This window comes from Saccharopolyspora tripterygii, assembly GCF_054778355.1.
Genome location: NZ_BAAGZP010000030.1, coordinates 28037 through 52748, shown reverse-complemented (window position 1 = coordinate 52748; position 24712 = coordinate 28037). Strand labels below are relative to the sequence as shown.

The window sequence follows — 24712 nt, the reverse complement described above, 5'->3', positions numbered from 1 at the left end:
CGAAACGTCCCCAAGAACAGGCGAAATCGCGATCAGACGCAGCCTCTCAGGTGCGCTGGGCGCTGAGCAGGAGGTACCCGAGCTCGTCGACGTCGATGAGCCCCGGTGCGGGAATCCGCGCCGCGAGCGCGTCTTGCAGTCCGACCCCGGGATTCGCCGCGGCCCAGTCCGTCCACGGGCGCGACATCTCCATGAAGGTCCGGCGTGTCGTGTGCGGGCTGATGTCCCGGATCTCCTCGAAGAGCATGCCCGCCTCGCGCAGCATCGACGGGTAGTCCTCCACCGGAACCGTGGTGAGCAAGGAGCTCTCGCGCAGGAGGTCGACGAACGGGCGGTCCGCCTCGGGGATCGGGGCCCGTTCGAAGAAGTCGGTCAGCACCAGCCGGCCGCCGGGTCGCAGGACGCGGGAGATCTCGCCGAGGACCTGCTGCCGATCCGGCATGTGCATCATGGATTCCAGCGCGAAGACGGCGTCGAAGGAGCCGTCGGGGAAGGGCAGGTTCAGCGCGTCGGCGAGCTGGAAGTCCAGCAGCCCGGCCGTGTCCTCCGACCGCGCCAGCGCCTTCGCGGGCTCGACCTGGGCTTCGCTGACCGTGATGCCGGTGACCCGCGCTCCCGTGCGCCGAGCGGTGCGCAGCGCGGGCCCGCCGATGCCGCAGCCCACGTCGAGCACGTGGTGCCGCTCGTCGACGCGCAGGCGGTCGATCACCATGTCGGTGAGCCGGAGGGCCGCGACGCCCAGCGGCACGTCCTCGTCCGGCGTCTCCCAGTAGCCGAAGTGCAGGTGCTCGCCGAACCCGAAGTTGGGGACCTCGGCCTCGTCCGGCCACAGGTCGCGGGATTCCGCGGCGAAGCGGTCGTAGATCTTGCCGACCGCTTCGGCGTTCGAGAGGCTCGACTGGTCAGGCATCGTGGGCTCCTTGGTGTCTCGTGTTGCGCGGTCGCACCCGGATCGCGGCGCCCGTCACCGGTTCCCTCCGAGGAGCGGGGTGAGCACCTGCGTCAGTTCCGCGACGGGGTCGTCGACCGAGTCGGGGGTGCGCCAGGCGATGAACCGGTCCGGGCGGACCAGGACGGCGCCGCGCGCGGTGATGCCGCGGTGGGCGACCCAGGTGGACCGCGGATCGTGGTAGTCGCCGTCGACGTGCCCGATGCTCAGCACGTCCAGCGGCACGTCGTAGAGCTCGACGAGCTCGCCCACCGCCTTCGTCCAGGTGTCGTCCTCGCCCGCGATCAGCAGGAACCGGCCCGGCCGCACCAGGTCCATGAGCGGCACGCGGTGGCCGTCGTGGTCTTCGAGCAGCGCGTGCGGCAGGGGGTGGCCGGGCCGCGCGTCGGGTTGGTAGTGCCGGATCGGGTCGGGGTTGTGCGGTTCGGGGGTGCCGTCGGGAATGACGGCGGCGGAGTCGTAGGTGTAGCCGCATTCCAGGTTGAGGGCGTTGAACTCCATCGACTGGGAGTCGATGACGCGCCGCACCGCGGCCCGGAACTCGGCGTCCTCCGGCTGCTTGCTCCACAGCCTGCGCAGCGCCACCCAGTTCTCGGCGGGGACGCTGTCGGGTCCCATGCCGACCGTCTCGATGGCCTGCAGGTGGTTGACGATGTTGTTCACCGCCTGACCGACCGTGCGGCCGGTGACCGTGCGGCGCTCGACCTCGTAGGTGTCCAGCAGCGGTTCACCGGCGTCGCCGTGCAGCACCGCCGCCAGCTTCCAGACGAGGTTGTGGGCGTCCTGCACCGCGGAGTTCAGGCCGTACCCGCCGGTGGGCGGGAACCGGTGCGCGGCGTCGCCGAGCAGGAAGACGCGGTCGTCGCGGAACCGCTCCGCGACGGAGCCGCCCATCGTCCAGCGGGACACGGCGTGCACCTGCACGTCGGATTCGTCGAGGCCGAGGATGGTGCGCACCTCGGCCAGGATCGCCTCGTCGTCGAGCTCGTCGACGTCGCCGGTGACCGGGCTGGTGTGCACCACCCATTCCTCCGACTCCGGCCCCCAGCGGTGCGGGCCCGCGGGCAGGAGGGTCGCGCCCACACCGGTCTCCGGCAGCCAGAGCCACCGCAGCAGCACCTCGGGGTCGGTCAGGGACGTCGAGAGGTCCGCCGAGAGGTGCACCGAGACCATGCGCGCGATGTCGTCGACGCCTTCGGTGCCGATGCCCAGCGCCGGCAGGATCAACCGGCCCCCGTCGCAGGCGAGCAGGTACTGGCTGCGCACCTGGTAGGTGCGTCCGGTCGCGTTGTCGCGCACGTCGGCTGTCACACCGGTGGCGTCCTGCCGGAAGTCGGTCATCTCGTGGCCGAACCGCACGCGGCCGGGGGCCAGTTCTTCGGCGCGGTCCCGCATGAGCGGTTCGAGCTGCATCTGCGGGAGGTTCGCGGGCAGGCAGGCGCTGGCGGCGCGCCACGCCGGGTTCTCGCCGCCCGCTCCCCAGATCTCGAGCTTGGCCAGGCAGCGCCCGCGGTCCTCGTGGTCGCCGCCCTCGATGTACCAGCCCGCGCGGGCCATGTTCTCCGGCGGCGTGCCGCGTTCGTAGACGGCTTCGGCGATCCCGGCGTCCCGCAGGATCTCCATGGTCCGCTGGTGGAGCACGTGGGCCTTGGGCAGGATCGAGGTCGCCGGTGCCGAGTTGATCAGCAGCGCGTCCACGCCGTGCAGGGACAGCAGCATGGACGCGGTCAGTCCCGCGCCGCCACCGCCCACGATGAGGACCGGCACATCGATGGTCTCCGAATCGCTCATGCTTCCTTCCTGCGTCCGGAGCCCTGACGACGAGCCAGGTTCCGCTGCTGTGCAGACCGAGTGGGGGAGCCGAGGCCGTCAGGCCGGCTTGCGGCCGATCACCGCTCCGTCGGCTCCGGCCGCGTCGAAGCGGACCACGTCGATGTCGACGAATCCCGCGCCGGTGAGCCAGTCCCGGTACTCGGCTTCGGAGTAGTTCTGCCCGCCAGGATGGCTGACGAGCATGTTCAGGCCCATCACCGCGGCGTTCGCCGGCCCGGTGCGGTCGGGGTTGAGCAGCAGTTCGCAGATGAGCACGGCTCCACCGGGTTCCAGGGCCGCGAAGCACTTGTCCAGCAGCGCCCGGTTGGACTCCTCGTCGCCGCAGTGCATGACCTGGCTGAGCAGCATGGCGTCGTAGCCGCCGGGCAGCTCCTCGTCGGTGTTGAAGTCGCCCGGCAGGGCGCTGACGACGCCGTCGAGCCCGGCTTCGCCGATCTTCTTCTCGATCACGGGGCACACGTGGGGGAGTTCGTAGACGCCCGCGGTGAGTCCGGGAACCCTCCGGCACAGCTCGATCGGGATGCCGCCCGAGCCGCCGCCGACGTCGAGCACCGCCTGATGCGCGCCGAAGTCGTAGACCTCGCCGAGCGCCTTGCCGGTGTAGCCGGCCAGCGAGTGCATCGCCTCCCAGAAGAAGTTCATCATGAAGTCGTTGGGAGCGAAGACCGTTTCCTGCTTCTCGGGGTCGACGAACATCGACCTGTTGGTGCGCAGGGAGTTCACCAGCTGTTCCCAGCCGGGGTAGAGGCCGCGGTCGTAGAACTGCACGAACCCGCCGAAGAAGTAGGGGCGCCCCTTGACGAGGAATTCCTCGGCCACAGCGGAGTTCCGGTACTTCTCGCCGTCCTTGTCCAGCAGCTCGAGGGCCACCAGCGCGGGCAGCAGGATGTCCGCGGGGCGTTGCTGCAGGCCGAGGGTGGTGGCGAACTCCTGCGCGGTGACTTCGCGTCCGTCGGAGAGCCGGCTGAACACGTCCAGCTCCACGGCCGCTGCGAAGGTCTTGAAGCGCATGAAGCCGGTGGTCAGGTCGAGCAGCGGCTGCTGGCTGACCTCGTTCGCGGTGTCAGTCACGACTTCTCCTGCCGTTGGGGGAGGCGAACGACCGTCACGATAAGCACCTTCGCGTTAGTGAAACGCCCAGTGCACGACGAGCGCTCAGGCCTTCTTGCGGGCGATGTGGTGGCGGTAGCTGTGGTAGTCCTGCAGGACGCGCTTGGGGCGGATCCGGGCGGCCTCCAGCACTCGGTCGACGAGATCCTGGTGCCCGACGAAATCCGCTCCGGCGAGGTGGCTTCCGCCGCGTCCCATCATGATCCGGGTCTTGAGGCCGAGCTTCTTCGAGGAGAAGTTCCGGCGGTAGAAGCTGCCGGGTTCCAGGCGCTTCCGGATGGCCGAGCGCACCTGCTCGGTGATGTCGACCTCCTCGATCCACTCGAACTCGCCGTCGTCCTGCTTGAGCCGGGTGAGCCGCGCGTGGGACTCCTCGATGAACAGGTCGACGTGCGAGAGGTGCCCACCGGGTTTGAGCACCCTGGCGGCTTCGCTGAGGAAACCGCCGAGATCGGGGTAGTTGTGGGAGCTCTCGACGTTGAGGACGACGTCGAACTCCCCGTCGTCGAAGGGCAGGGATTCGGCGTCGCCCTGCACGAAGCGCAGCTGATCGCCGCGGGAGAGCCGGGCGTTGGCGCGATCGGTCGCGGCTCGTGACAGGTCCAGGCCGACGACCTCCGAGGAGTTGATCAAGCGGGACACGAAGTTCAGGCCTTCGCCCAGGCCGCAACCGATTTCGAGGACCTTCTTGCCCGCGTAGCCGTCGAGCGGGATCGGGACCTGGCGCAGCGCCTGGAAGTACAGCTGCTCGGAGAAACCATCGGTACCGTACCGGTCGAAACCGGGTACCAGGGAGCGGATTTCGTCGAGCAGCGCCGCGTCGTGCATGCCCCAGTTCCAGAAGTCGCCGTGGGTCGACCACGACGCGACCCCGTTGTAGATCTCCGAGACCGCACCCTTGATCTGCTCGGGTTCGGGGCCGCGACGCTCGGCCTGCGGCTGCGCGTTGAGCTTGCGGAAGCCCGAGTTGAAGTCCTCCGCCGTCGCGGGGTTCGAATCCTGCGTGCTCGTCGACATCGTCGTGTCCGCCCTTTCTGCGCCAGGCTCTGCGGGGTCACTGCGGGGAACTGCGCTGGTGGGCCGCGACCGGCCGTCGCGGGATCGACGTCGCGCCGGTGATCTGCGCGCGCAGCTCCCGCACGAGCCGGGAGATGTCGGCGCGGTCCTTCGCTCCGCCGAAGACGTAGAAGTCCGGCCGCACCAGCACAGCCACCTGCTTCTGCTCGGTGAGGTAGGGGAGGTAGACGTTGCCGACGTCGACGACCTCGTCCGGCCCGGCGTGCTTGGGGCCGGAGCCGAAAGGCAGGACGCGGACCAGCATCGCGCCGATGCTCCCCAGGAACGCGCGCCCGTCCTCGTCCAGGGCGTCGCGGGGATCGAGCGAGGTGATGAGCGCGAAGCCGTTGCCGACCACGTCGTCGAACAGGCCCCGCTGCTCGCCGCGCGCGACCTGGCCCTGGGGCATCAGCTCACCGGCGGGCTTGACGATGGTGCGGCCGAGAGCGCGGCGCAGGAAGCCGTCCTCCAGCGGGAACGAAGGGGGCGCCGCCCCCGGCTGGTCCTGCTCGGACCGGGCGGCGATGAGGTATTCGTCCCGGCGGGCCGACTTGACGGGATCGAGTTCGGAGACCAGCTTGCCCATCTCGATCGAGGCGTCGGTGGTGCGCCGGACCTGCTTCGCGCGCTCGGCGGGGTAGGTGTCCAGCAGCCGCTCGGTCGCCAGGCCGCGCAGCACCAGGTCGAGGCGCCAGGACAGGCCTGCGGCGTCGCGCACCCCGGAGCACATGCCCTGGCCTGCGAACGGCGGCATCAGATGCGCGGAGTCGCCGGCCAGCAGGAACCGGCCGAGGCGCCACTGCTGCGTCGCGCTCGCGTCGAAGGTGTAGACGATGTTGCGGGTCAGCGAGGCGTTGTCCGGCGTGGCGCCGTGCGGTTCCAGCAGCTCCCACATCGCCTCGACGGTGCTGAGCTCCTCGGGGGTCTCGCCGGGCAGCAGCATGAACTCCCAGCGGCGGTGGCCGCGTCCGCTGGCGACGATGGTCGTGGGCCGCGCCGGATCGCAGATCTGCACGTCGGTGGGGTGGAACTCGCGCCGTTCGTGGAACACCACGTCGCACAGCAGCCAGTCCTGGGAGAAGCCGAGATCGGTGACCTCGACGCCCATGTGCTCGCGGACGGTGCTGTTCGCGCCGTCGCAGCCCACCAGCCAGGACCCGGTGAGGGGGCGGTCGCCGAGTTCCGGACCGGTGCCGCGCACCTCGACGTGCTCGCCGCGATCCGCCAGGCCGTGGACCTCGTGGCCGTAGAGCATCCTGAGGTTGGGCAGCGTCTCGGCATGCGCCCGCAGCGCCGCCTCGTACGAGGGCTGGTGCATCACCGCGGCTTTCGGCCACCCCTGGTGGCCGGGCCGGTAGGGCGCGTCGAAGCTGAGCAGGGTGTGGCCGTCGGCGTTGCGGAACTCGTAGACGCCCATCTCCTCGCCGAGGTCGTGGAGCTGATCACCGATGCCTGCGGCGGCGAAGTTCCGGGCGGTCTCGCCGTCGATCGTCACGACCCGGGGGAAGGGGTACTGCTCGGCGTATCGCTCCAGGACGGCCACCTCCCACCCGCGGTGGGCCAGCTGCAGGGCGAGGGTGAGCCCCACCGGGCCGCAGCCGACGATCACCACGTCCGCGTCGGTGTCGCGGTCGGGCCTGGGGGGCACAGCGGGGATCGGCATCTCACTTCCGCTCGGTGTGGTCGGAGGCGGTGGCGTGAACAGCGTTGCGCCGTCAACCGTAGGCGCAGAAGTCTCGTGTTTCTCCCAGTTCTCCGGCCCACTGAGCACGCGAGCGGGAGAACCTGCGCGGCGGCGCGTTCGCGTCGGCGAAACCGCTGCGAACAGCTAGGGAAATTCTCACTACGTCTGCGATTAGCGTCGCGACTGGTTGCAAGCAACGTCGTCCGGTGCCGAGATCTCCCGGTTTCGCGTGGTCAGTTCGACGGCCCGAACGGCGCGGACCCGATCAGCCACTGGACGAGGGAGCGTCGTCGTGCTGCGTACCGAACTCATCCGGCCGTTGTCGGTGCTGCTGCAAGAACACGCCGAGCGGATCCCGGACAAGATCGCGTTCAGCGACAACCGGCGAGACCTGACCTACGCGGAGTACGAGCGCGACACCGGCCGCCTGGCGGGGCACCTGGCGGAATGGCTGGAGCCCGGTGACCGCGCGCTGATCTACCTCGGCAACTCCGTGGAGACCCTGGAGAGCTACCTCTCGATCATCCGGGCCAGCGGGGTGGCCGTCCCGTTCAACCCGCACTCCGCCGACGCGGAGCTGTCCTACGTGGTCGACGACAGTGGGACCAGGGTGATCATCACCGATCCGGGGCGCCTGGACCAGGTCCTGGCCCTGCTACCGGGACGTCCGCACCTTCGGGTGCTGGTCACCGGGAGCGATCCGCTGCCGGTCGAAGCACCGGCAGCGGTGAGCCGCTACGCGGATCTGGTCGGCTCCGAGCCGCCGCGTCCGGCCCGCGACGACCAGCAGCTCGACGACATCGCCTGGATGCTCTACACCTCGGGCACCACCGGGAAGCCGAAGGGCGTCCTGTCCACCCAGCGCAGCTGCCTGTGGTCGGTGGCGGCCTGCTACGCGCCGATCGTCGGCCTCCGCGAGCAGGACCGCGTGCTCTGGCCGCTGCCGCTGCACCACAGCCTGGCGCACGTGCTGTGCGTGATCGGGGTGACGGCGGTCGGGGCGACCTGCCGCGTGCTGGACGGGTTCTCCGGCGAGGAAGTCCTCCGGGCGTTCCAGGACGAGGACTACACCTTCCTCACCGGCGTGCCCGCGATGTACCACCACATGCTGGAGGCCGCGCAGCGCAGCGACGTCCGGATCAGCGGTCTCGAGCGCTGCCTGACCGCGGGCTCGGTGTGCTCGGCCTCGCTGCGGACCGAGTTCGAGGAGACCTTCGGCGTCCCGCTGATCGACGGCTACGGCAGCACCGAGACCTGCGGTCTGATGGCGGTGAACTGGCAGACCGGCACCCGCGTGGACGGTTCCTGCGGCCTCCCGGTGCCGGGACAGGCGATCCGGCTGGTCGACCCGGAGTCCCACCTCGACGTCGCGTTGGGCGACGAGGGCGAGGTGTGGGTCAAGGGCCCCAACCTGATGGTGGGCTACCACGACCAGCCCGAGGCGACCGCCGCCGCGTTGCCCGGCGGCTGGTACCGCACGGGGGATCTGGCCCGGCAGGACGAGTTCGGCTACCTGACGATCACCGGCCGGGTGAAGGAGCTGATCAACCGGGGTGGGGAGAACATCCATCCCGGTGAGGTCGAGGACGTCCTGCGCGGCGTTGCCGGGGTCGCCGACGTGGCGGTCGTGGGCAAGCCGCACGACGTGCTCGGTGAGGTGCCGGTCGCGTTCGTCGTGCCGCGCTCACCCGGCTTCGACGCCGAGCGGATCTACGCCGCGTGCCGCGAGCAGCTGTCGAGCTTCAAGATCCCCGAGCAGCTCTACGAGATCGACCGCGTCCCCAGGACCGCCTCTGGCAAGATCACCCGGCACGTGCTGCTCGACCTGCCCGCGCGGCTGCGGGGCGCGGTCGAGGGCAGGCACGAGTCGCTGCTGCGGATGTCCTGGAAGCCGCTGCCGCAGGACGCGGCTGCTCCGGCGTCCTGGACGGTGCTCGGCCCGGACCTCTTCGGCGTAGCACCGGCGCTCGCAGCGGCGGGTCTGGCCGTCGGCGCCCACCCCGATGTCGCGGCGTTCCGGGCAGCCGAAGGCCCCGCCCCCGATGTCGCCGTCGTGTGCCTGCCGCCCGAGACGGCGGACGACCTGGGCCGAGCGGCGCGCGACGCGGTGCGGCGGGTCGAGGAACTGCTGCGCGAGTGGACCGGAAACCCTCTTCCCGCAACCCGATTGGTCCTGGTCACCCGAGGCGCGGTAGCCACTGCGAGCGATGAGGACGTGCGGGACCTGGTGCACGCGCCCGCGGTGGGGCTGCTGCGCGCCCGGCAAGCCGAGCAACCGGGGCGGTTCTCGCTGATCGACCTCGACGAGGACTCCGTCGAGGCGCTGGCCGCCGCGGTCGCCACAGCGGAGCCGCAGCTGGCCGTCCGGGAGGGCGTGGTGCTCTCGCCGCAGCTGGCCAGGGCGTCGTCCACGGCGGTGGGGGAGTCGCTGCGGCTCGATCCGGACGGCGCGCTCGTGGTCACCGGGGCCGCAGGCCCGGCGGCTGCCGCGATCGCCCGGCACCTCGTGGCCGCCTGCGGTGCTCGCCACGTCCTGCTCGCCGACGACGCCGAGGAGCTCGCGGCTGAACTGACCGACCTCGGCGCCAAGACCCGGATCGCGACCTGCGACATCCCCGATCACCAGGCGCTGGACGCCGAGCTGGGACGGCCGATCGCCGCGGTGCTGCACTGCGGCGAGGCGCAGAGCGACTTCCGGTCCATCGCGGACGGGGCGCTGACCCTCCACCGAATCACCGAGCAGCGCGAGATCGGTGCCTTCCTGCTCGTGGGCACCGCAGCGGGTGCGCTCGGCGAAGCCGGCGGAGAGCGGGCCGCGCTGCAGGAGTTCCTGGCGGGGCTGGCGCAGCACCGTCGCTCCCGCGGTCTGCCCGCGCTGTGCCTGGCCGTCGACGCCGCGCTGCCCGGCCGGGAGCTGGTGGGGATGCTCGACGTCGCCACCGGAAGCGACCTCGCCCACGCCGTCGTCATGCCGGCCAGGACCTCCGGGGAGGTGCCGGCCCTGCTGCGCGAGCTGACCGAGGCCTCGTCGCGAACGGTCGAGGGCGACGAGCGGGAACGCTCGGCGCTGCGGAAGCGGATGGCCGAGATGTCGCCGCAGCAGCAGGAATCCTCCCTGCTCGACCTGGTGCTCACCGAAGTCGCCGAAGCCCTCGGACACCCGTCGCCGGGCGCCGGGGCGGCCAGGAGCGCGTTCCGCGAGCTCGGGCTCACCTCGGTCAGCGCGGTCGCCCTGCGCAACCGGCTGACTCTGGCCACCGGCTTGGACCTGCCCGCACCCGTCGCGTTCGACCACCCGACACCGGAGTCCTTGGCCCGCCACCTGCGCGCCGAGCTGTTCGGGGAGCGGACGCCGACCGCGCTGGTCGCGCCGCCGCGTGCCGAGTCCGGGGAGGCGATCGCGATCATCGGCATGGGATGCCGGTTCCCCGGTGACGTGCGCTCGCCCGAGCAACTGTGGGAGCTGATCGCCGACGGGGCCGAGGTGCTCTCACCGTTCCCCGCGGACCGCGGCTGGAACCTGGCGAAGATGTCCGGCGGCGACCCGGGACGGCCCGGCACCAGCGCCACCCGGCACGGCGGATTCCTGCACGACGCAGCCGATTTCGACGCGGCGTTCTTCGGCATCTCGCCGCGCGAGGCGTTGGCGATGGATCCGCAGCAGCGCCTGCTGCTGGAGGTCTCCTGGGAAGCGTTGGAGCGGTCGGGAATCGACCCGGTGTCGCTGCGCGGTCGCGACGCGGGCGTGTTCACCGGCGTGATGTACCACGACTACGGCACCGGGCTCGTCGACGCGCCGGAGGGCACCGAGGGGTACTGGACAACCGGTACCGCGGGCAGCGTCGCCTCCGGCCGGGTCGCCTACGCCTTCGGGTTCGAGGGGCCTGCGGTCACGGTGGACACGGCGTGCTCGTCGTCGCTGGTGGGGATGCACCTGGCGGCCCAGTCGCTGCGGCAGGGCGAGTGCTCGCTGGCGCTGGCCGGTGGCGCGACGATCATGTCCACGCCGTCGACCTTCGTCGAGTTCACCAAGCAGGGCGGGTTGTCCGCCGACGGCCGGTGCAAGTCCTACTCCGATGCCGCCGACGGCGTCGGCTGGTCCGAGGGTGCCGGCGTGGTCGTGCTCGAACGGCTCTCCGACGCCCGGCGCAACGGACATCCGGTGCTGGCCGTGCTGCGGAGTTCGGCGGTGAACTCCGATGGCGCGTCCAACGGCCTGACCGCGCCGAACGGCCCGTCGCAGCAGCGGGTGATCCGCCAGGCGCTGACCCGCGCCGCTCTGTCCACTTCGGACGTAGACGTGGTCGAGGGGCACGGCACGGGGACGTCGCTGGGCGACCCGATCGAGGCGCAGGCGCTGCTGGCCACCTACGGCCAGGACCGGGAACGGCCGCTGCTGCTGGGGTCGGTCAAGTCCAACCTCGGTCACACCCAGGCCGCGGCCGGAGTCGCCGGGGTGATCAAGGTGGTCATGGCGATGCGGCGCGGTGTGGTGCCGCGAACCCTCCACGCGGAGGCGCCTTCCTCCCACGTGGAGTGGGGATCGGGTTCGGTGGAGCTGGTGAGCTCGCCGGTGCGGTGGCCGGAAACCGGACGCCCTCGCCGGGCCGGGGTCTCCTCCTTCGGGATCGGTGGGACGAACGCGCACCTGATCGTCGAGCAGGCGCCGACCATCGAGTCGCCTGCGGTGGAGGAGCGGGTGCTCCCCGCCGCGGTGCCGTGGGTGGTGTCGGCCAAGTCCGAGTCGGCCCTGGACGAGCAGGCCGCGCGGGTGCGCGCGGTCGAGCGCTCACCGGTCGACGTCGGGCTCTCGCTGGTGGAGTCGCGGTCGGTGTTCGCGCACCGCGGCGTGTGGCTGGCCTCGTCCGGCGGCGTGGACGAGGTGGCGCGCGGTGTCGCCGTCGTGCGCTCGGTGGGCGTGCTGTTCGCGGGCCAGGGCTCGCAGCGGCTCGGGATGGGCCGTGAGCTCCACGCCCGCTTCCCGGTGTTCGCAACCGCTTTGGATGCCGTGCTGGAGCACTTGGACCCGGTCGTGCGAGACGTGATGTGGGGTGCGGACGAGGAGGCGCTGAGCCGAACGGGCGTTGCGCAGCCCGCGTTGTTCGCCTTCGAGGTGGCGTTGTTCCGGTTGGTCGAATCGTTCGGCGTGACACCGGATTTCCTGGCCGGGCATTCGATCGGCGAGATCGCGGCCGCGCACGTGGCAGGGGTGTTCTCGCTGGAGGACGCCTGCACGTTGATCAGCGCCCGGGCGCGCCTCATGCAGGCACTGCCTTCCGGTGGCGTGATGGTGGCGGTGCAGGCCAATGAGGCGGAGGTGCTGCCGCACCTGACCGACGGGGTGTCGGTCGCCGCGGTGAACGGGCCCTCGTCGGTGGTGCTGGCCGGTGACGAGTCCGCGGTCCTCTCCGTCGCCGAGCCGTGGAAGTCTAGGCGTCTGCTGGTCAGCCATGCGTTTCACTCGTCGTTGATGGACCCGATGCTGGACGACTTCCGCGCGGCGATCAGCGGGTTGTCCCTGCGGGCACCCGCTGTCGCGATCGTGGCCGACGGAGACGTGACGTCGCCGGAGTTCTGGGTCCAGCACGTGCGCAACTCGGTGCGGTTCGCCGACCACGTGCAGTCGATGGCGGAACGGGGTGTGAACACGTTCCTCGAACTGGGTCCGGACGGCGTTCTGACCGCGATGGCTGCGGATTCCGCACCGGAGGACGCGGTTCTGGTTCCCGCGCAGCGCAAGGACCGTGACTCCGAACCCGCGCTGATCGAGGCGCTGGCCCGGCTGCACGTGTCCGGCGCCGACGTCGACTGGTCCTCGTTGTTCAGCGGTACCGGCGCGCAGCGGGTGGACCTGCCCACCTACCCCTTCCAGCGGAAGCGGTACTGGCCCGAGCAGCTGGTCTCCGGAGTGACGGATTCCTGGTGCTACGAGGAGAACTGGACCCCGCTGTCGGCGCTGCCCTCGGCGCCGGGGGGACAGACCTGGTGGATCGCGATGCCCGACGAACTCGCGGCCGACCCGTGGGCCACCTCCGTCGTGGATGCCCTCGGCGCGGCTGCGGTGCGCGTCGAGATCGGTCCCGGCGCGCGGCGCGAGGAACTGGCCAAGCGCCTGGCCGACCTGCCCGTGCCCGACGGCGTGGTGTCGCTGCTCGACGAGATCGAGTGCACCGCGCTGCTGCAGGCGCTGGGTGATGCGGACGTCGACGCCCGGGTGTGGGCGGTGACGCGCGGAGCGGTGTCGGTCGGTGCCGGGGACGAGGTGCGGGACTCCTCCTACGCCGGCGTCTGGGGTCTCGGCAGGGTCGCCGCGCTCGAACTCCCGGACCGCTGGGGCGGCCTGGTCGACCTGCCCGACGTGCTCGACACCCGCAGCGCGCAGCGCTTCACCGGCGTCCTCGCGTCCGAGACCGAAGATCAGGTGGCGATCCGGACCTGGGGCGCGTTCGCCCGCAGGCTCGCCCCCGCCGCGCTGCCGCACGCCGACCCGAAGGCGCCGACGGGCACGGTGCTGATCACCGGCGGAACCGGTTCGCTGGGCGGGCACCTGGCCCGCGACCTCGCCGAGCGCGGCGCCGAGGAGCTGGTCCTGCTCAGCAGGAGCGGCCCGCGGGCGCCGGGCGCCGCCGAACTGCGGGATGCCCTGACCGGGCACGGTGCCCGGGTGCGGATCGAGGCCTGCGACGTCGCCGACCGGGACGCCCTCGCCGCGGTCGTCGCGGGCATCGACGACCTGTCCGGGGTGGTGCACGCTGCCGGTGTCGTCGACGACGGCGTGCTGGAACAACTGACGCCCGAGCGGTTCGACGACGTCTACCAGTCCAAAGTGGACTCGGCGCTGCTGCTCGACGAGCTCACGCGCGAACGGGACCTGGACTTCTTCGTGCTCTTCTCCTCCCTGGCGGGCGCGGTCGGCAACGCGGGGCAGGCCAACTACGCCGCCGCCAACGCGGTGCTCGACGCTCTGGCCCGGCAGCGCCGCAGCGCGGGCCTGCCCGCCACCTCCGTGGCCTGGGGCGCCTGGGCCGGGGCGGGCGTCGCCGCCGACGCGACGATCGCCGAGCGGTTGCGGCGGCGCGGCGTGCTGCCGATGGAGCCCGAGCAGGCCATCGCCGCCCTGTGGCGCTCGGTCGCCGACGAGCGTGCCGCGGTGGTCGTGGCCGACTTGGACTGGGAGACCTTCGCCCCGGGCTTCACCGCCGCGCGGCCGAGCCCGCTGCTGTCGGGCATCGGTGCCGCACGCCGGGCCGTCGACGCGGAACGCGTCGATCACCCGGAAGACGCTCTGGCGCAGCGCCTCTCGGGGATGGCGCCCGCGGATCGGGACCGAGCGGTCCTGGACCTGGTGCGGGCCGAGGCCGCCGCCGTGCTCGGACACGCGAACCTCACCGCGATCGGGGTCGACAACGCCTTCCGCGACGTGGGTTTCGATTCGCTGACCAGTGTGGAGATGCGGGACCGGCTGCGGCGGGCGACCGGGCTGCCGCTGTCCTCGGCGCTGCTGTTCGACCACCCCACGCCTCGCGCGGTGGCCGGCCACCTGCTGGCGAACCTGACCGTCGAGGACGCGTCCCCGGTCGGCTCCGCTCTGACCGAGCTCGACCGCTTCGAGGAGGCGCTGCGGTCCTCGGCCGAGGACGTCGACGGCGAGGCGATCCGGCAGCGGCTGGAGGAGATCCAAGCCTGGCTGCGCGACCGGGCGCAGCCCTCCGCATGTGGTCTTCCCTCCGAGGACGACATCAAGGCGATGCCCGTGGACGAACTGCTCAACACCATCGACAACGGGCTGCTCGACCTCTCCTGACGTTGAGACCAGCTCGACACGTGACATGAAGGTGGACCGGTGCCGGAAGATCAGCAGGACAGAGTTGTCGAATACCTGCGGCGAACCACCGTCGATCTCCGCCGCGCCCGCGAACGCGTGTCCGAGCTGGAGCTCAGGAACAGCGAGGCCATCGCGATCGTCGGCATGGCCTGCCGCTTCCCGGGAGGTGTGACCTCGCCCGAGGGGCTCTGGGAACTGGTCCGCGACGGCGTGGACGCGATCTCCCCGTTCCCGGACGACCGCGGGTGGGACCGGTCGGCGCTGGCCGGCTCCAGCCTCGCCACCGAAGGCGGATTCCTCGACTCCGCAGCGGATTTCGACGCCGACTTCTTCGGGATCTCGCCGCGAGAGGCGGCGGGGATGGACCCGCAGCAGCGCCTCGTGCTGGAGACGGCCTGGGAATCCTTGGAGCGGGCGAACATCGACCCCGCCCGGTTGCGGGGCAGCAGGACCGGCGCCTTCATCGGCACCAACGGCCAGGACTACGCCACCCTCCTCGGCACGGGCCCTGAGGTCCCCGAGGGGCACGCGGCCACCGGGCACATCGCCAGCGTCCTGTCCGGTCGCGTGTCCTACGCGCTCGGGTTCGAGGGCCCGTCGATGACGCTGGACACGGCGTGCTCGTCGTCGCTGGTGGCGATGCACCTCGCCGCGCAGTCGCTGCGGCAGGGCGAGTGCTCGCTGGCACTGGCGGGCGGGGCCACCGTCATGGCCACCCCGCACGCCTTCTTCGAGTTCACCCGGCAGCGCGGCCTCGCCGCGGACGGCCGCTGCAAGGCGTTCTCGGACTCGGCCGACGGCACGGGCTGGTCCGAGGGCGTCGGCGTGCTGGTCCTGGAGCGGTTGTCGGAGGCCCAGCGCAACGGGCACCGGGTGCTGGCGGTGGTGCGGGGTTCGGCGGTGAACTCCGACGGGGCGTCCAACGGGCTGACCGCGCCGAACGGGCCCTCCCAGCAGCGCGTCATCCGAGAAGCACTGCGCTCGGCGAAGCTCGAACCGTCCGAAGTGGATGCTGTCGAAGCACACGGCACCGGCACGGCCCTCGGTGATCCCATCGAGGCCGACGCGCTGATCGCGACCTACGGCGGCGATCGGGAACACCCGCTGCTGCTCGGGTCGGTCAAGTCCAACCTGGGCCACACGCAGGCGGCGGCCGGGGTCGCCGGCGTCATCAAGATGGTGATGGCGATGCGCCGCGGCGTGCTGCCCCGGACGCTGCACGTCAACGCGCCGTCCTCGCACGTCGACTGGTCGGGCGGCGTTGAACTGCTCACCGCACCCGTGGCGTGGCCCGAGACGGGACGTCCCCGGCACGCCGGGGTGTCCTCGTTCGGCGTCAGCGGGACCAACGCGCACGTGATCCTGGAACACCCGGCGGTGGTGGAGGTGCCCTCGCCCTCGGCGTGGGTGTCGCCCGCAGTCGTGCCGTGGGTGGTGTCGGCGAAGTCCGAAGCCGCGCTGGACGAGCAGATCGACCGGCTGCGCGGGTCGGACGGCGTCAGCGTCGACGTCGGGTTCTCGTTGGCCACCTGCCGGTCGGTCTTCGAGCACCGCGCGGTGCTGCTCGTCTCCCGCGACTCGGTGATCGAGGCGGTGCGCGGTGTGGCCGGGGAGCGGTCGCTGGGTGTGCTGTTCGCGGGGCAGGGTTCGCAGCGGTTGGGGATGGGTCGGGAGCTCTACGACCGGTTCCCGGTGTTCGCCAATGCCCTGGACGCGGTGCTGGCGCAGCTGGACCCCGCGGTGCGCGACGTGATGTGGGGGCCGAACGCCGAAGCGCTCAACGAGACCGGCATCGCGCAGCCCGCGTTGTTCGCCGTCGAGGTGGCGCTGTTCCGGTTGGTGGAGTCCTTCGGTGTGCGTGCGGATCACGTCGCGGGGCATTCGATCGGGGAGATCGCGGCTGCGCACGTGGCCGGGGTGTTCTCGTTGGAGGACGCGTGCACGTTGATCAGCGCGCGGGCTCGGCTGATGCAGGCGCTGCCCGCGGGCGGTGCGATGGTCGCGGTGCAGGCCGGTGAGGACGAGGTCGTGCCGTACCTGGCCGAGGGGGTGTCGATCGCCGCGGTGAACGGCCCGAACTCGGTGGTGCTGGCGGGGGAAGAAGCCCCGGTGCTGGAGGTGGCCGGGCGGTGGAAGTCCACCCGGCTGACGGTCTCGCACGCCTTCCACTCGCCGCTGATGGACCCGATGCTCGACGAGTTCCGCGCTGCGATCGGCGGAATCTCCTTCCACGCACCCAACATCCCGATCGCCGCCGGCGGTGACGTGACCTCGCCGGAGCACTGGGTCCGGCACGTGCGTGACGCGGTCCGGTTCGGCGATGCGGTAGCTCGCCTCACCGACGCCGGGGTGAACGCGTTCCTCGAACTGGGACCCGACGGCGTCCTGACCGCGATGGCCGCCGAAACCATCTCCCCGGACGCCGTTCTGATCCCCGCGCTGCGCAAGGACCGGGGTGACGCGGTCGCCGTGCTCTCGGCGCTGGCCGGTCTGCACGTGGCCGGTGCGGACGTGGACTGGGCGCCGTTCTTCGCGGACACCCGGGCGCGGCCGGTCGATCTGCCCACCTACCCGTTCCAGCGGCGCCGCTACTGGGCCCGGCTCTCGCCCGGGCGAGCCGACGTGCGCGCCGCGGGTCTGGGCGAGGTGGAGCACCCCCTGCTGGGTGCGGGCGTCGAACTGGCCGGATCCGACGGATTCCTGTTCACCGGCCGGTTGTCGCTGGAGGAGCACCCGTGGCTCGGCGACCACGCCGTGGCCGGTCGAGTGCTGCTGCCCGGAACCGCGTTCCTCGAACTGGCGATGCGCGCCGCCGACGAGGTGAGCTGCGATCAGGTCCAGGAGCTGACGCTCGCCGCTCCGCTGGTGATCCCCGAGCGCGGCGCGGTGCAGCTGCAGGTGTCGGTCGGCGCTGCGGACGAGTTCGGCAGGCGCCCGGTCGCGGTTCTGTCCCGCCCCGAGGGCGAGTCGGACCTGCCGTGGGTCGAGCACGCCGCCGGTCTCCTCGGCGTGCGGGGCGAGGACGTGCCCGCCGACCTGGCGGCCTGGCCACCGGTGGGTGCGCTGCCCGCCGACGTGGAGGCCGGCTACGAGCGGTTCGCCGAAGCCGGTTTCGACTACGGCCCGGTGTTCCGGGGTCTGCGCGCGGTGTGGCAGCGAGGAGTGGAGGTCTTCGCCGAGGTCGCGCTCCCGGACGGAGCGGACGGCAGCGGGTTCGGCCTGCACCCCGCGCTGCTGGACGCGTGCCTGCACGCCTCCGGCGTCGCCGATCACGAGGTGATCGAGCGGGCCGGGCTGCCGTTCTCCTGGCAGGGCGTGGCCTTGCACGCCACCGGCGCCTCGGAGGTCCGGGTGCGCGTCGCGCCCGGAGCCGACGGTGAGCTCGTCCTCACCGTCGCCGACACCACCGGACTGCCGGTGGCCACGATCGATTCCCTGCGCACCCGCCCGGTTCCGGCGCAGGCCGGTGCCGCGGTGCGCCTGGACGACGCGCTGTTCGGCGTCGAGTGGACCGCGGTGCCCGACGCGGCGGACACCCCGGCAGGGCGGGTGACCGTCCTGGGCGAGGACGTCCACGAGGTCGCCGACGCGCTGCGCGGCGCAGGGCTCGAAGCGGGATCCGGAACCGACCTGGGCTCCTGCGATGCGGGTGTGGTCCTGGTCCCGATCGCCGGTGATCCCGGCGACGTGGTCGCCTCCACCCACGCCCTCACCGAGCGAGCGCTGTCGGTGCTGCAGGACTGGCTGGCCGCCGAGCGGTTCACCGATTCCAGGCTGATGTTCGTGACGCGCGGAGCCGTGTCGGGCGCCGACCCGGCGGCCGCGGCGGTGCGAGGCCTGGTCCGGTCGGCGCAAACCGAGCACCCGGGCCGGTTCGGGCTGATCGACCTCGGGACCGAGCCCGTCGGGCACGACCTGCTCGCGCGCGCCGTGACCTGCGACGAACCGGAGCTGGCGATCGACGGCGGCGCACTGCTCGCCGCCCGTCTCGCCCGCGCGGCACCGCAGGACGAGAGCCGGTCGCTCGACGGACCGGTGCTGATCACCGGCGGTACCGGAGAACTGGGCGCGGTGCTGGCCCGGCATCTCGTCGCCGAGCACGGGGTGCGCGAGCTGCTGCTGGTCAGCCGCCAGGGCGCGGACGTTCCCGGTGCTGATGCGCTGGTCGACGAGCTCACCGCCCAGGGAGCCCGCGTCGCGATCCGGGCTTGCGACGTCGCGGACCGCCCGTCGGTCGCGCGCCTGCTCGCCGAGCACGAGGTGCGATCGGTCGTGCACGTGGCCGGCGCCGTCGACGACGGCGTCCTCGAAGCGCTGACACCGGAGAGGGTGCACGCGGTGCTGCGTCCGAAGGTGGACGCGGCCTGGAACCTGCACGAGCTCACCGAGGGCCTGTCGGCGTTCGTGGTCTTCTCCTCCGCAGCTGGCGTCCTCGGCACGGCCGGCCAGGGGAACTACGCGGCGGCCAACGCCTTCCTGGACGCGCTGGTCGAACACCGGCGCTCGCTGGGGATGCCCGGGGTGTCGATGGCGTGGGGCCCGTGGCAGCTCGGCATGGCCTCGGACGTCGACGCCGAGCGGGTGGCGAAGGCGGGAACGCCTCCGCTGGCGCGGGAGCAGGGCGTGCGGCTGTTCGACGCCGCGATGTCCACCGGCAGGTCCGTGGTGGTGCCCCTCCGGCTGGACCTGGCGGCGCTGCGGTCGGCCGGTGAGGTGCCGCCCCTGCTGCGCGGCCTCGTGCGGACCAGGCCGCGCCGGTCGCTGGTGGGCTCTGCGGCGACCGAGTCGCTGCGGGCGCGGTTGAACTCGCTGGGAGCCTCGGACCGCCCCGGTGCGCTGGTGGAACTCGTGCGCGGCGAGGTCGCCGCGGTGCTGGGGCACGCCGACGCGAGCGCGATCGACACGGCGAAGGCGTTCCAGGAGCTGGGTTTCGACTCGCTGACCGCGGTCGACCTGCGCAACCGGTTGGGTGCCGCGACGGGACTGCGGTTGCCCACGACGGCGAGCTTCGATCACCCGACCGCCAAGGCGCTGGCCGCCTATCTCCACGACGAGCTCTACGGCTCCGAAGCGACCGTCTCCCAGCCGATTCCCTCAGCGTCGAGCACGGCGGATGATCCGGTGGTCGTGGTGGGGATGTCGTGCCGCTATCCGGGTGGGGTCGCGTCGCCGGAGGACTTGTGGCGGTTGGTGTCCGGTGGTGTGGATGCGATTTCGGAGTTCCCGGTGGACCGTGGTTGGGATCTGGATTCGTTGTTCGATTCGGATCCGGGTAGTGCTGGGACTTCGTACGCGCGGCATGGTGGTTTCCTGCATGATGCGGGTGATTTCGATCCGGCGTTCTTCGGGATGTCGCCGCGGGAGGCGATGGCCACCGATGCTCAGCAGCGCCTGCTGCTGGAACTGGCCTGGGAATCGCTGGAACGCTCCGGGGTCGACCCGAACGCGTTGCGCGGCAGTCAGACCGGCGTGTTCGCGGGCGTGATGTACAACGACTACGGCGACCTGCTCACCGGCCCCGCGTTCGAGGGCTATCAGAACCTCGGCAGCTCTCCCAGCGTGGTGTCGGGCCGGTTGTCCTACGCCTTCGGATTCGAGGGTCCAGCGGTCACCGTGGACACGGCGTGCTCGTCCTCGCTGGTGGCGATGCACCTGGCCGCGCAGGCGCTCCGGCAGGGCGAGTGCTCGCTGGCGCTGGCGGGCGGGGTCACGGTGATGTCCACCCCGCGCACCTTCCTGGAGTTCTCCCGCCAGCGCGGGCTGTCGCCCGACGGCCGGTGCAAGTCGTTCGCCGAGTCGGCCGACGGCGTCGGCTGGTCGGAAGGCGCGGGGCTGCTCGTGCTGGAACGACTCTCGGACGCCCAGCGCCAAGGGCACCCGGTGCTGGCCGTGCTGCGCGGCAGCGCGGTGAACTCCGACGGCGCCTCGAACGGCCTGACCGCTCCCAACGGCCCGTCCCAGCAGCGGGTGATCCGCCAGGCCCTGGCGAGCTCCGGACTTTCCACATCGGACGTCGACGTGGTCGAGGCGCACGGGACCGGCACCACGCTTGGCGACCCGATCGAGGCCCAGGCGCTGCTGGCGACCTACGGCCGCGACCGCGACCGGCCTCTGCTGCTGGGCACCATCAAGTCCAACATCGGCCACGCGCAAGCGGCTTCGGGCGTAGCCGGTGTGATCAAGATGGTGCTCGCGATGCAGCACGGCGTGGTGCCCCGGACCTTGCACGCCGAGACCCGCTCCTCGCACGTGGACTGGGACGCCGGCGCCGTCGAGCTGGTCACGTCTCCCGCGGAGTGGCCCGAGGCGGGTCGTTCTCGCCGGGCGGGGATCTCCTCCTTCGGGGTCAGCGGCACCAACGCGCATGTGATCATCGAGCAGCCCGCGATCGACGCGGCCCCCGATGACACCCCGCCACCGCCGACCGGGGTGGTGCCGTGGCCGGTGTCGGCGAAGGCGGACACCGCGCTGGACGAGCAGATCGCACGACTGAAGCGCGTCGAGCGGTCCGCTGCGGACATCGGGCTCTCCCTGACCTCGCGGTCGGACCTCGCGCACCGCGCCGTGCTGGTCGCCGACGACGGCGGAATTCCCGTCGAGCTGACCCGGGGAATCGCCGGCGAGCACTCCCTGGCGGTGCTGTTCTCCGGTCAGGGCGCGCAGCGGCTCGGCATGGGACGGGAGCTCTACGACCGGTTCCCGGTGTTCGCCGAGGCCCTGGACGCGGTGCTGGCGCAGCTGGACCCCGCCGTGCGCAAGGTCATGTGGGGCGACGACGTCGAGGTGCTCAACCGCACCGGCTACGCCCAGCCCGCGCTGTTCGCGCTCGAAGTCGCGCTGTTCCGGCTCGTGGAATCGCTCGGCGTGCGCCCGGACCGCCTCGCGGGGCACTCGATCGGCGAGATCGCGGCGGCGCACGTCGCCGGGGTGCTCTCGCTGGCCGACGCCTGCGCGCTGGTCAACGCCAGGTCGAGCCTGATGCAGGCCCTCCCGCAGGGCGGTGCGATGGTCGCGGTGCAGGCCGGTGAGGACGAGGTGCTGCCGCACTTGGTCGACGGGGTCTCGATCGCCGCGGTCAACGGCCCGGCAGCGGTGGTGCTGGCGGGGGAGGAAGCCCCGGTGCTGGAGGTGGCCGCGCGGTGGAAGTCCACCCGGCTGACGGTCTCGCACGCCTTCCACTCGCCGCTGATGGATCCCATGCTGGACGAATTCCGCGCCGTGGTCGCAGGTCTGACGTTCCACGAACCGCAGATCCCTCTCGCCGCCACCGGGGACGTGACTTCGCCGGAGCGCTGGGTGCGGCACGTGCGGGAGACCGTGCGGTTCGCCGACGCGGTCACCGAGCTCGCCGAGTCCGGGACGAGCGCGTTCCTGGAACTCGGCCCGGACGGGGTGCTCTCCGCGCTGGTCGCCGAATCCGCGCCCGGGGCAGCGGTGATCGTGCCGGTGCAGCGCAAGGACGACGACGCCCAGGCGTGCTTGCTCCGCGCGCTGGCCGAGCTGCACGTGATCGGAACCGACGTGCGGTGGAGCGCCTGGTACGCGGGGACCGGAACGCGCCGGGTCGACCTGCCGACCTACCCGTTCCAGCACCAGCGGTTCTGGGCAACCGGGTCACAGCGCCGCGGTGATGCGGCGAGCCTCGGGCTGGCCGAGGTCGAGCACCCGCTGCTCGGCGCCGGCGCCCAGCTGGCCGGATCCGGGGAGCAGCTGTTCAGCGGCAGGGTGTCGATCGAACGTCACCCGTGGCTGAGCGACCACGTCGTCCTGGGCCGAGTGCTGCTGCCGGGCACGGCGTTCCTGGAACTGGCCGCGCGCGCCGGTGACGAGCTCGGATGCGCCCAGGTCGAGGAGCTCACCCTCGCGGCACCGCTCGTGCTGCCGGAGCAGGGCGCGGTGGACCTGCAGGTGCGGGTCGGCTCGCCGGACGAATCGGGCCGCCGCACCCTGGCGATCCACGGCCGCCCGGCAGGGGTGGGCGAGTGGACCGAGCACGCCGGCGGAGTGCTCGCGGAGCGGGGAAGCGACTGGGACGCGGAAGCTTTCGCCGAATGGCCGCCGCAGGGCGCGGAGCCCGTCGACGTCGAGGAGCGGTACGCGCGGTTCGCCGACGCGGGCTTCGACTTCGGCCCGGCGTTCCAGGGCCTGCACACTGCTTGGCAACGCGGCGACGACGTGTTCGCCGAGGTGCGGCTGCCAGCAGGCGGGCCGAGCGGTTTCGGCCTGCACCCGGCGCTGCTGGACTCCGCGCTGCGCGCCGCCGAACCCACCGGAGCGGTACTGCCGTTCTCCTGGCAGGGCATCACCGTGCACGCCCCCGGCGCCGAGGAGCTGCGGGTGCGGCTGACGCCCGGCGCCGACGGGACCGTCGCGCTGGCGCTGGCCGACGCCACGGGTGCGCCTGTCGCCACCGTCGACTCGCTGGTCACCCGGCCCGTCTCGGCGCAGCAGCTCGCCGGAGCCGACGACCTCCACGAACTGCGGTGGGTGCCGGTGTCACCGGGTGAGCCGGGCGAGCGGGAGGTCGAGGTCCTGCCCACGACCCCCGGCGCCGACGAGATCGCCGTGCGGACCGAGGTCCTGCGGGTGCTGGCCCGGCTCCGGGAATTCCTGGCCCGCGACACCGACGCGACGCTGCTCGTCGTGACGCGGTCCGCGGTCGGGGACACCGGGGAGGACGTCACCGACCTCGCCGGTGCGGCCGTGTGGGGGCTGGTGCGCTCCGCGCAGGCGGAGCACCCCGGCCGGGTCGTGCTGGCCGACGTCGACGGAGAGCTCGACGCCGCGAGCGTCCTGGCGACCGGGGAGCCGCAGGTGCTGGTGCGCGGCACGCGGTTCTCCGGGGCACGGCTCCGCCGCGCCGACACCGGTGCGGGACCGCCCGCCTCGACCTTCGCACCTGACGGCACGGTGCTGATCACCGGTGCAGGCGGGATGCTCGGGAGGCTGTTCAGCCGCCACCTCGTCGCCGAGCACGGCGTCCGCCACCTCGTGCTCGCGAGCCGTCGCGGCGAGACCGCGCCCGGCGCGCAGGAGCTGCGCGCCGAGCTGGTGGGCTTGGGCGCTGAGGTCACCTTCGCCGCCTGCGACGTCGCCGATCGCGACTCGCTGGCCACCGTGCTGGCCGGAGTGCCTGCGCAGCACCCGCTGACCGGCGTGGTGCACCTGGCGGGCGCGATCGACGACGGCGTGATCGAGACCCTGACCGACGAGCAGGTCGGGGCGGTCCTGCGCCCGAAGGTCGACGCCGCCCTCCACCTGCACGAGCTCACCCGCGACATGCCGCTCGGCGCGTTCGTGGTGTTCTCCTCCGCAGCGGGGGTGATCGGCGGACCGGGACAGGGCAACTACGCGGCCGCCAACGCCTTCCTGGACGCGCTCGTCCAGCACCGGCGATCCCGCGGGCTGGCCGGGCAGTCGCTGGCCTGGGGCTTGTGGGAGGACACCGGCGCGCCCGGCATGGCAGCCGAGCTGGATTCCGCCGCGCGGCAGCGGACCGCGCGCAACGGCGTCGGTTCGCTACCGGTCGAGCAGGGCGTGCGGCTGTTCGACGCGGCCGGGGCGCGCTCCGAAGCCGCACTCGTGCCGCTGCGGCTGGAAGCCGCGGCGCTGCGGGCCTCGACGGCCGACGTGCCCCGCATCTTCGCCGACCTGGTCAGGCCGAACCGAACCAGGCGAGCGACGACCAGCGCTGGACCGGTGCTGGCCGAACGGCTGCGCGCCGCCTCCGACTCCGAGCGCGCGGCGGTGCTCGTCGAACTCGTCCAGACCTACGCCGCAACGGTTCTCGGGCACCCCGACGCCGAATCGGTTGACGTTGGTGCGGGGTTCACCGATCTGGGGTTCGATTCGCTGACGGCCGTGGAATTCCGGAACGCTCTGGGTGAGGCGACCGGGCTGCGCTTGCCCGCCACGCTGGTCTTCGACCACCCGAGCGTCACCGTGCTGGCCGAACACCTCAGCGCCGAGCTCGCCCCGGTGGACGAGGACGCCTCGGCCCTGAGCGAGCAGCGCATCCGCGAGGTGCTGCGGAGCGTCCCGCTGCACCGGCTCCGCGACGCGGGCCTGCTCGACGCCCTGCTCGAACTCGGCGGGGTGCGCGCCCCGTCCGAGCCCAGCGCGGCCGACGACGTCGAGGACATCGACGAGATGGACGCGGAAGACCTGATCACGATGGCGTTCGAAGGTGCCTCGGCATCCGACGACGCCGCACGGGAAGCGTGAGGCTGACACATGGCTGAGTCCAAGGACAAGC

6 protein-coding genes and 1 pseudogene are annotated in these 24712 nt (G+C 72.1%); 2 read left to right on the top strand and 5 right to left on the bottom strand.

The genetic code is table 11. From position 1 onward, the window contains the following. Positions 1 to 46 precede the first annotated feature (46 nt). The 5 genes from ACYVF3_RS23360 to mhpA all read right to left on the bottom strand — a co-directional run bounded on the left by ACYVF3_RS23360 (position 47) and on the right by mhpA (position 6611). Positions 47 to 910 carry an SAM-dependent methyltransferase gene (locus ACYVF3_RS23360; protein ID WP_461156400.1) on the bottom strand — a complete coding sequence of 288 codons (864 nt, stop codon included), beginning with the start codon at positions 908 to 910 and terminating at the stop codon, positions 47 to 49. 54 nt (positions 911 to 964) lie between these two features. Beyond that, positions 965 to 2740: an FAD-dependent monooxygenase gene (locus ACYVF3_RS23355; protein ID WP_461156399.1), complete on the bottom strand. Its 1776-nt coding sequence runs from the start codon at positions 2738 to 2740 to the stop codon at positions 965 to 967. Positions 2741 to 2818: 78 nt separating this feature from the next. Continuing rightward, on the bottom strand, positions 2819 to 3853 hold the full coding sequence (locus ACYVF3_RS23350; protein WP_461156398.1) for a methyltransferase: 1035 nt from the start codon (positions 3851 to 3853) through the stop codon (positions 2819 to 2821). Positions 3854 to 3937: 84 nt separating this feature from the next. Continuing rightward, entirely contained in the window at positions 3938 to 4909 is a 972-nt protein-coding gene (locus tag ACYVF3_RS23345; protein ID WP_461156397.1) for a class I SAM-dependent methyltransferase, read from the bottom strand. Between the two features lie 37 nt (positions 4910 to 4946). Then, complete coding sequence (gene mhpA, locus ACYVF3_RS23340; protein ID WP_461156396.1) at positions 4947 to 6611, bottom strand: bifunctional 3-(3-hydroxy-phenyl)propionate/3-hydroxycinnamic acid hydroxylase MhpA; 1665 nt, start codon at positions 6609 to 6611, stop codon at positions 4947 to 4949. A 313-nt stretch (positions 6612 to 6924) separates the two neighbouring features. Between mhpA and ACYVF3_RS23335 the strand changes: the two genes are divergently transcribed. After that, positions 6925 to 14436 (top strand): SDR family NAD(P)-dependent oxidoreductase, encoded by a 7512-nt coding sequence (locus ACYVF3_RS23335; protein WP_461156395.1) that lies wholly within the window; start codon positions 6925 to 6927, stop codon positions 14434 to 14436. Positions 14437 to 14508: 72 nt separating this feature from the next. Next, positions 14509 to 24681: pseudogene (locus ACYVF3_RS23330) on the top strand (SDR family NAD(P)-dependent oxidoreductase); the annotation flags it as partial. Between the last annotated feature and the right edge of the window lie 31 nt (positions 24682 to 24712).